This is a genomic window from Phaeobacter sp. B1627 (assembly GCF_006265095.1).
Classification (GTDB): Bacteria; Pseudomonadota; Alphaproteobacteria; order Rhodobacterales; family Rhodobacteraceae; genus Epibacterium.
Genome location: NZ_VCNK01000019.1, coordinates 1 through 8447, shown reverse-complemented (window position 1 = coordinate 8447; position 8447 = coordinate 1). Strand labels below are relative to the sequence as shown.

Annotated in this window: 6 protein-coding genes; 3 read left to right on the top strand and 3 right to left on the bottom strand. The window is 56.5% G+C overall.

The window, feature by feature from the left end; genetic code table 11:
• Positions 1-179 precede the first annotated feature (179 nt).
• Positions 180-1130 carry a putative molybdenum carrier protein gene (locus FGE21_RS10985; protein ID WP_139663342.1) on the top strand — a complete coding sequence of 317 codons (951 nt, stop codon included), beginning with the start codon at positions 180-182 and terminating at the stop codon, positions 1128-1130.
• A gap of 518 nt (positions 1131-1648) precedes the next feature.
• Here the strand turns inward: FGE21_RS10985 and FGE21_RS10980 are convergent.
• A complete protein-coding gene (locus tag FGE21_RS10980; RefSeq protein ID WP_139663341.1) occupies positions 1649-2335 on the bottom strand; it encodes a hypothetical protein in 687 nt (228 codons plus the stop codon).
• Positions 2336-2644: 309 nt separating this feature from the next.
• On the opposite strand from FGE21_RS10980, the gene FGE21_RS20395 reads away from it, so the two are divergent.
• Together FGE21_RS20395 and FGE21_RS10970 are read left to right on the top strand one after the other, a co-directional pair.
• Positions 2645-2926, top strand: a complete 282-nt coding sequence (locus FGE21_RS20395) for a hypothetical protein (RefSeq protein ID WP_255731520.1) — start codon at positions 2645-2647, stop codon at positions 2924-2926.
• An 859-nt stretch (positions 2927-3785) separates the two neighbouring features.
• Positions 3786-6329 (top strand): PAS domain-containing protein, encoded by a 2544-nt coding sequence (locus tag FGE21_RS10970; RefSeq protein WP_139663340.1) that lies wholly within the window; start codon positions 3786-3788, stop codon positions 6327-6329.
• 105 nt (positions 6330-6434) lie between these two features.
• Here FGE21_RS10970 and FGE21_RS10965 read toward each other — a convergent pair whose 3' ends face one another.
• Positions 6435-7619, bottom strand: a complete 1185-nt coding sequence (locus FGE21_RS10965; RefSeq protein WP_139663339.1) for a PQQ-dependent sugar dehydrogenase — start codon at positions 7617-7619, stop codon at positions 6435-6437.
• 441 nt (positions 7620-8060) lie between these two features.
• Positions 8061-8447 (bottom strand): hypothetical protein (locus FGE21_RS20060; protein WP_176695419.1); only part of this gene is annotated, 387 nt, incomplete at its 5' end.

Here is an 8447-nt window from a genome sequence, read left to right as displayed (position 1 = left end):
GCAGGAGCCATCCACCCCATCAGCATTGGATCTCTTGAGAGGAACCGCATCGCAACAGTGCTGTGCCTTGTTTTCAAAGAGCTCGTGGATTTCTCGTTTACGTTGAATTAGTGTGGCGCAGCGTAGTAAAAATCGACCGAGCCAATCACATTCAGAGAGTTGGTCGCGGGGGAAACACGATGAAGATTATCTCAGGTGGACAGACTGGCGTAGACTTGGCAGCACTTGAATTCGCTGTGCAACGAGGATTGAGGCATGGAGGGTGGGTTCCGGAGGGGCGCGAAAACGAAGACGGGCATATTTCCCAGATTTATCAGGGCCTAATTGAAACGCACTCTTCGGAGCCAGATGAGAGAACTTGGCTCAACGTCGGTTCGAGCGATGCCACGCTAATAATAACGAATGGGTCAAATAGCCCCGGCACGCACTACACTCAGCGAGTCGCTGGGGAACTAGGAAAGCCAATTATGCACATTGAGCTTTCAGGTAACGGCCAACTTCAAAGGAAGCAGCTTTGGCAATGGATCGGATCGATCAATCCCGTTGTCCTGAATATCGCCGGCCCTCGGGAGTCCGAAGCTCCTGGTGTTCATGAAAAAGCACTAGCTTTTCTTAATGAAGCCTTCCCGTTACCGAGCTATGAACCAAAAAATTACATCGCCAACATCCGACACTGGGACACAATCCGATGGATTGTACCGTTTTGGTACCTGAGCACGACACTGCTTGTACTTGACGGGCTTTACTCAGAAGAAAGTGCGCTCCGACCTTTGGAGGCAGCATTACTCTTTGCTTGGTCAATTGTAGGTCTGGCGTGCGCCTATCTAATTCAGCGAACAATGGTCTATCACGACCGGCAACGCGAGATGCTGGTAAGAGAGTTTGGGGAGCGTGCGCTAGATACAATGAGCATGGTGGTCTTTGGGCCGGTGCACAAAGGATGGAGCACAGCAACTCGGTGGTTCTGGGCGATAACTACTGGCGTTTCATTCGCAATGCTGTATCTTGCCTGGCTGGCTTTTAGTGAATCGACGTTTTGGGAGGAATTTCAAAACAAAATCGGACTTGATACAACCGGCAAACCACCAATTGATGAAGCATGCTTGTCGCCCAAGAATGAAAATGGCTGATCAACTCAATCCTGATGCATATGAAAAGGCATAGTTTCCCTGACCGTCGCCTAAGGATCGCTATAGCGCGACAAGGCTAAAGCGGGCGTTGACTGTTCACGTCAAAGATCCCGTTTTCTACCGCATCCCTGCCGTTCGAAGGTGGTCAGCGGCTGCATCTGCGGCGGAGGGCTGATCTTCCTCGTGCGACTGCGGCATGGTTCGCTCGCCATGGCGCCAGATCCGCCGACTTTGCAAAGGGAGCTCTCTGCGCTTCGCTGACGTTCGACCAGGGCGCAGCGAAGCATGGCTCACCGGCAGCCTGTTCGACCGAAGCGACCGGCCCTCACGTGCCCTTCGCGGGGTTGTTCTTCGCTGCGGGCAGCTTCTCCAAACCGGCCTTTCTTTCGGCTTGTACTTCGCGGCTGCCAAGTGGAGCCAATCGACGAATTGCCCGAAGCCGCCCACAAGTCGCTCATGCAGCAAGTGGAGTGGAAGCGGAATCGCTTCGGTTAGAAGGGGATTTCGTCGTCTAAGTCTCACCCACTTCCATATCCCCCATCAGGCTTGGGCAGCTCTTTGCGGGGCGGTTCGATCTTCTTAATTTCTGGTGGCTTGGGCAACTTGGGTTCGGCCTCTTTGGCATCGTCCAAAAGGCCCATGATCTTCACAAACCAAGGCCACCAAGGACGCGCGCCCTCGCGCTCAACGTCCGCGCTCAATCCTGCCAATGACCGCGCCAAGTCCGCGAAACGTTCGTATCGGGTGCGTGTCTTGCTTACCTCTTGGGCGAGTTTCGCCAAGATGTCATAGAGCTTTTCTTTCTTTGCGTCCGGTGCGGTAGACGATTCAACTTCACCACGGATTTTCTCAATGAAACGGTGAATCTTGGTCTTCTGCGCTTCTGTCAGACCCACGCTCATAGCGTTTCGGTTTCGAGAATTTGCAATGCGCATCTGGATAATCACGTTGTCCACAGCGCGCAAGAAGTCGTTGAAATTCTCGCTATGCCCGTTGTCGTCGCGTGTGTTGACGGAAAACCCGGAAAGAGCATGAACGTCCAAAGTACTTGCGGCGGCAAGTGTCTTATTCATGTAGTCGGCGGTAATGTCGGACCAGTTTGAGTTTTGGTCCTCTTGCGCCGTTTCCAATTCATTCCGAAATTCTTTTTCGAGCTGAAGAAAGGCTACGTGATTGTCTTCTGAAAGGTTTTCGTATGGGTCCATTTACTGCCCCTCAAGTCATTTACTTTTCGCCACGGTAGCGCGGCGCTTGGGCATTGTCACCGCCTGAACTTCTTCGCTGTCCATCGTTTCACCGTCTCTGTCATCGTCTCGCTCATTGCCATGTCCTTTCTTGTGGCATGAGCAGGATTTCACTGGGTCGATGCAGTGGCTCACACCGCCCCACCAAGCGGCGGGTTGGGGCCGTTTCGCTGAACTTTGCAAAGCTCACTTTCTGCGCTTCGCTGACATCAGTCCAGGGTGCAGCATCGCTTGGGTCTCTTGAGCAGACTTGAAGGTCCGCTTCTCTAAATGGGCGTTTGGGTCAAGCTCGTTTTCCTTCCTTGTACGGGATCATTGTCGCTCATCCTGGTCACGCTTCTCTTCGCAGTCTGGGTGACCCGCCCCTTGCTTTTCAAGTCTACCGATTGGCGCAATGCGCTGACGCTTGTGGCGGAGCGTTCCGGCAGTAGTGCAGAGATGGTGAAGCAGCAGACGGAGGACAGCGATCTGGCAGAGGGACTCTACCTGAAGCTCGAAACGGACATGCAGGTCAAAGATCGCTTCAAGTTCGTCCGCGCGGATTTCCTGTAGGCCATCTAGTCCGCTGAAGGGCATTGGCACGACCGACCAATCCTGCCGAACGGCCTGGCCGAAGGGGTGGGCATCTTTGCGCCAAAGCTGGGTGTGGAGGGCGCTTACGATGCGTAACCTCCCGACCTATGTGCCAGCGTCAGGCGCATCCCGTAGCGTCTGCGCGAGTTGACCTAAACAGCGTTCGTCCTTGGACATCGTGCCGGAGACAGTCTCTAACATTCGCCGTGCCGGTGTGCGGTGCTTCATCGACGACATCAGCAGACAATCCCTGGGGGACGTCTACGAAGTGCTCCTTGGTTCACTGAACCTGGATGAACCGGCATTCCTCGGAAACACCCCGATTGTTTAATCAATCAAAAGAGTGCCTTGGGCCAACAATCAATAGTTTGGCCGCAAGGTGCTTCGTTTACACTGAAGATGTCGGGAGTTCGAGCCTCTCATCACCCACCATACTCCCAATAGAGACGCGCATATCTCCCTCTCCGGCTGAATTCCATCGGCGGAGTTGCGGACGTCGATTCACGGCGCGCATTCAGTAGGTTAGGAAGCGGCGCATATGCAAGACCGAAGCTGCCCGCGACCCTACGACGAACTCGAAGTCCTCCAACGGCGCGCTGAAGCGGCCTGGATCTCTGTTGATCGGGCTCGACGGAGACAACGCCCTTCAGCGGCGGCAGTTGCGGCCCCTCTTGCAAGTCACAGGTTCAAAAAAGATCGGTAAGATCCGGGAGGGCGTAGGGGACTCCCCGGTTGGTGGAGACCAACAGGTCGTCGCGGCATTGGATCCAAGACCAATCCTGCGCTACTGTCCAGGCAGGGACCTTACCTTACCGGTCCATCCCTGTCGGAGATCTGTATGTTTGCGTTCGTTTTTCAAAGCCTGACCTCTTTATTGTTGGCGGGAGTTTTCGTTTACGCAATCTTCTCTTCGGATTGGTTGAAAGACAAAAGATTTGCACAGCAAGTTCTTCTGGGCGTTACTTTTGGAGTAATGGTGATCTCGCTGGGAATGAGTTCAATCGCACTCAAAATCATTCCGACGCAGTTTGACGCCAAAGCTGGACCTCTCATCATAGCGGGCTACCTCGGCGGTCCTGTCGGTGGCCTGATTGCTGGGTTGTGCGGCGCGCTTTACAGGGTTTCATTTGGCGGGCCCGTGCTGGGCATTGCCGTATTTATGAATCTTGCGACCGCTGCCATTGGTGTTGGCGCGTACTATCTTCGCCCCTCACCCAACTGGCCGACCATTCAAAAATCCACAATCATATACATTGTTGTGGCCTTCACCCTCCTTCATTTCATACCATTTTGGTATCTTAGCAGTATTAGCGAAGCGCCCAATCCATATATAGTGTCAGCTCAGGTTATGGTGGCATTTACCCTCATGGGCTTCCTTTCCATATTTCTGACCTCCCTTATCGTGAAGAAGGCCGCCGATTTCGCAAATAATGCCCGCCAGACGGCCGATTTGTCAAAGAAGCTTGACCTGGCCATGCGGGCGTCAGGGATGGGCCTGTTCGACCATCAGATTGGCGATCCCGCTATCCTTCTTGATGCCGGAATGATCGCAATCTACGGGCTTGACCGAGAACCGGGGCCGGGGCCGTTGTCGGAATGGGCAGCACTGGTCCACCCAGATGATCGACTTCGAGTAAGGCGCCATATTGAACGGGTTTGGGCGGGAGAAGACGTACCGGATCGGATGGATTTTCGGGCGACCAGGACGGATGGAGCGCTTCGATATATCCGCGCAACTTGGTTCACTGAATTGAACGCTGATGGCACCGCGAAACGCGTTTCCGGCATCCATATTGATCTGACGGACATCCGCCTGGCCGAACAAAGGGACAAGGCATCGGCGGAGCGGCTTGCGACGATCGCAGAAAAATTGCCCGGGGCGATTGTCGAATTTGACGTCACAAACTGGGATGAGCCGGAGCTCTTGGTAATCAGTCCGAATTGTTTCGATATCTGGGGCTACACCAGCGAGGAAATTCTTGCCGATCCCTCCCTTCTCTCTCAGATGCATGATCCCGAGGATCTTGGCGATTTCCTGCAAGCCAATAAAACCAGTTGTGAGACCGGCGAACCATTGCATCACCGTTTCATGATCACAGCACGCGATGGGCAACCCCGATGGCTGGACTATCATGGCGGCTCCTCAAACGAAAATGGACGGGTCCTCGTCAAGGCAATTGTTCTCGACGCGACACGCGAGGTTGAAGCACAGCTACAGGTCGATAAAGAACGCGAAATTTCCCGCAACGCACAGAAGATCGACAGCATCGGCCAACTGACTGGTGGTGTGGCGCATGATTTCAACAATCTACTCGCGGTCATTCTGGGGAACTTGGAACTCCTGCGAGATTTCGACGAACCCGGTCTTGAAAAGGAAGTGATCGAGACCGCCATCACAGCCACGTTGAAAGGGGCAGATCTGACCAGAAATATGCTCGCTTTTGCGCGCAAAGCGCCGCTGATGCCGGTCAAGCTTGATCTGAACAAAGTTGTGCTGGAAACGAAGAACTGGATCGGTCGCACCTTGCCTGAGAGCGTCATCGTCGAAACCTCTTTGCTCGCAGGGTTGTGGCCAGTGGAAGCCGACCGCGCCTCGCTGGAAAGCGCTTTGCTGAACCTGACCTTGAATGCGCGTGATGCGATGGAGGGGAAGGGTAATCTGACGATTGAAACAGCCAATGTCCGTATTGATCAAACCTACCTGGACGCGCGGCAAGAAGAACTTGTACCGGGGCGTTATGTCTTGCTGGCCGTCAGCGACACAGGATCCGGAATTCCGGATGAGGCCCTCGGTTCCATTTTCGAGCCATTTTTCACAACGAAAACCATTGGTGAGGGGTCTGGCCTGGGCCTGTCGATGACGTTTGGTTTCATGCGACAATCCGGTGGCACCATTCAAGTCTATACCGAGATCGGCCAGGGAACGACTTTCAAGCTGTATTTTCCCGCCGCAGCACCTCAAGGGGACGAAGAGGCTACGCCGTCGGTAGGAAACTACGGCGTCGCAAACAAATCGGGAAAGCTGCTGTTGGCAGAAGACGAAGCGGCAGTTCGCGACACTTTAGTGAGGATCCTTGAACTGTCCGGCTATCAAGTGTTGGCGACAGCGACAGGTGACGCAGCCTGTGCTGCTTTCGAAGCGGATCCAACATTTGACCTGTTATTGACGGATATCGTCATGCCAGGAAAGCTGCAAGGCACTGACCTCGCCAAGTCACTGAGGGAGCGATGGCCAGCCCTGCCGGTTATCTTCATGTCCGGCTATGCAAGCGAAGCAACTGTGCATGGAAACGGTCTTAGGCCCGAAGACGTCCGAATGATGAAACCGGTGCAGAGTGCCGACCTTCTTGCCGCAGTCAGGAAAGTGCTCTCGACGGCGTAGCGCGATGCGGCAGTCCATCGAGCGGATACACACAAAAGCAGCGCGTGTGAAATAATATGCGCGTTTTCAATTCCTTGCATTGATCCTGGACAGCGTGTGCGCGCGTTAATCCGCAGGCGTCAACCGGATCAATGCGCCCTCTGCCGCATCGGTGACGATCATGACCGAGCCGTCCCTGGCCACATCGACATCACGCACCCGGCCCTGCCCCTGGAGGTAGCGCGCCTCGCCGCTCACACGCCCGTTGGTCAGCGTCAACCGTACCAACGCCTGACCGGCGAGACCGCCGACAAGGATGCTGCCCTGCCATTCGGGGAACATGTCGCCCTCGTAAAAAGCCATACCGCTGGGCGCAATCACCGGATCCCAATAGTAGACAGGCTGCTCCATCCCTTCTGACGCGGTGATGCCATCGCCGATGGGTCGGCCGTTGTAATCCTCGCCATATGTGATCACCGGCCAGCCATAGTTGCGGCCGGGCAGGACGCGGTTCAGTTCGTCACCGCCACGCGCGCCATGCTCAATCGCCCAGAGCGCACCATCCGGCGCGCGCGCTGCCGCCTGAACGTTGCGATGCCCCCAGGACCAGATTTCCGGCTCTGCGCCTTCGATATCCGGATTGCCCGCCGCCGCGCCCCCCATTGGGGCAATCCGCAGAATCTTGCCGATATGCGTCGTCAGATCCTGGGCCAGCCTGCGCGCCTGAGGCTGCGAACGCTCGCCCGTGGTGACGAAAAGCGCGCCATCCGCGTCCCAGACCAGCCGCGAGCCGTAATGTGCAGTGGAGGCCCAGCCGGGCATTTGGCGAAAGATGACCTCAACCTCGGTCATCGTGCTGCGGTCCTCAGACAGCAGACCGGTCGCAACCGAGGTGCCGTTCCGCCCGTTGCCACGCGGCTCCGCATAGCTCCACCACACGCGACTGGTGCGGTCGAAATCGGGCGCTATCAGCACATCGAGAAGCCCCCCCTGCCGTCTTGCGTCGACTTCAGGCAGGCCGCGGACAGGCGCGAAGACACCGCCCTGCGGCGAGATGATCCGCATCCGACCGGGGCGTTCCGTGACGATCCAGCCCCCATCCGGCAGCTGATCCACCGCCCAGGGGTGCTGTAGCCCGTCGGCGATGACCTCCCGTACCAGAGTGACGCCCTCCTCAATCTCCGGAGCGCGGGTCTGTTCCGGAAAGGAGGGCCTTTGGTGCGGGGCGTTGGGCGGGGCATCATTGAAGGGTTGGGCAGTCGCGCAGCTGGCAAGCGCGATGGCCAAAGCACCTAGGGTCCGGCTCTTCATGTTTCGTCTCCTCTCACCGCCAATGGGGAATGGGTCTGCTGTGCGTTTGCCCGGAAGCTGCCCTCTCATCCGGTGATCTCTGTGTCAGTCACACTATAGGAACTAGGCAGCTTGTGTTCGACGTCCAGTCCGACGGTCACGTTGCGCGCCGCGCGCAAACCCGCCCTCCTGAATGTCACGGGCGCCAGAGACGTGCCGCCTCCTCTGCGCCGCGCTGCGCCTCAGCCGCTGCCGAAAGATGCGCGGTGAGGTCGAGGTTGATCCCGTCAATCATACCAAGGATCTCTTCACTGAGCTGCTAACCTGTGGCAATACTTGGTCATCCGCATCAGCGTCTCATCGCGCGAGAACGCGGCTTGCGAATTGCCTTCGGCCTCCTTGTAGGCGGCATCAGTGGACATCGCGACCTCGATGGGCAGTGAAGGTCACTGCTGCGTCGGCTCATTTCTCGCCTTCGGAAATCAGGACGGTCTTGCCAGGATTGTCCAAAACGTCAGCCACGCGATAGAGCGGGCGGGAGCCGGGCAGCGCTTTCGCGTACCAGTCGCGCGTGCCGTCACGCGTCTGCCAGACAGAGATGGGCAGGATCTGCTTGCCCCTGCTCGTCTCGGTCCTTTTAACGACGAAGGCACGCCGACCATCCGTGTGATGATACGCTCCGCGCTCAGGTTTGCCTGTGACAGAAGGATAATCGAAAGTGCGCCGAAGATTTGGCGCCCAGCCAAGCCCGTAAAAGACAAACGGATTCTGTCCATTTGTGAAGCCCGCGCGCTGATCGACGGCGCATTCGACCCCCACATCCGCCTCTCTTTGATCCTGCTCTTGGGC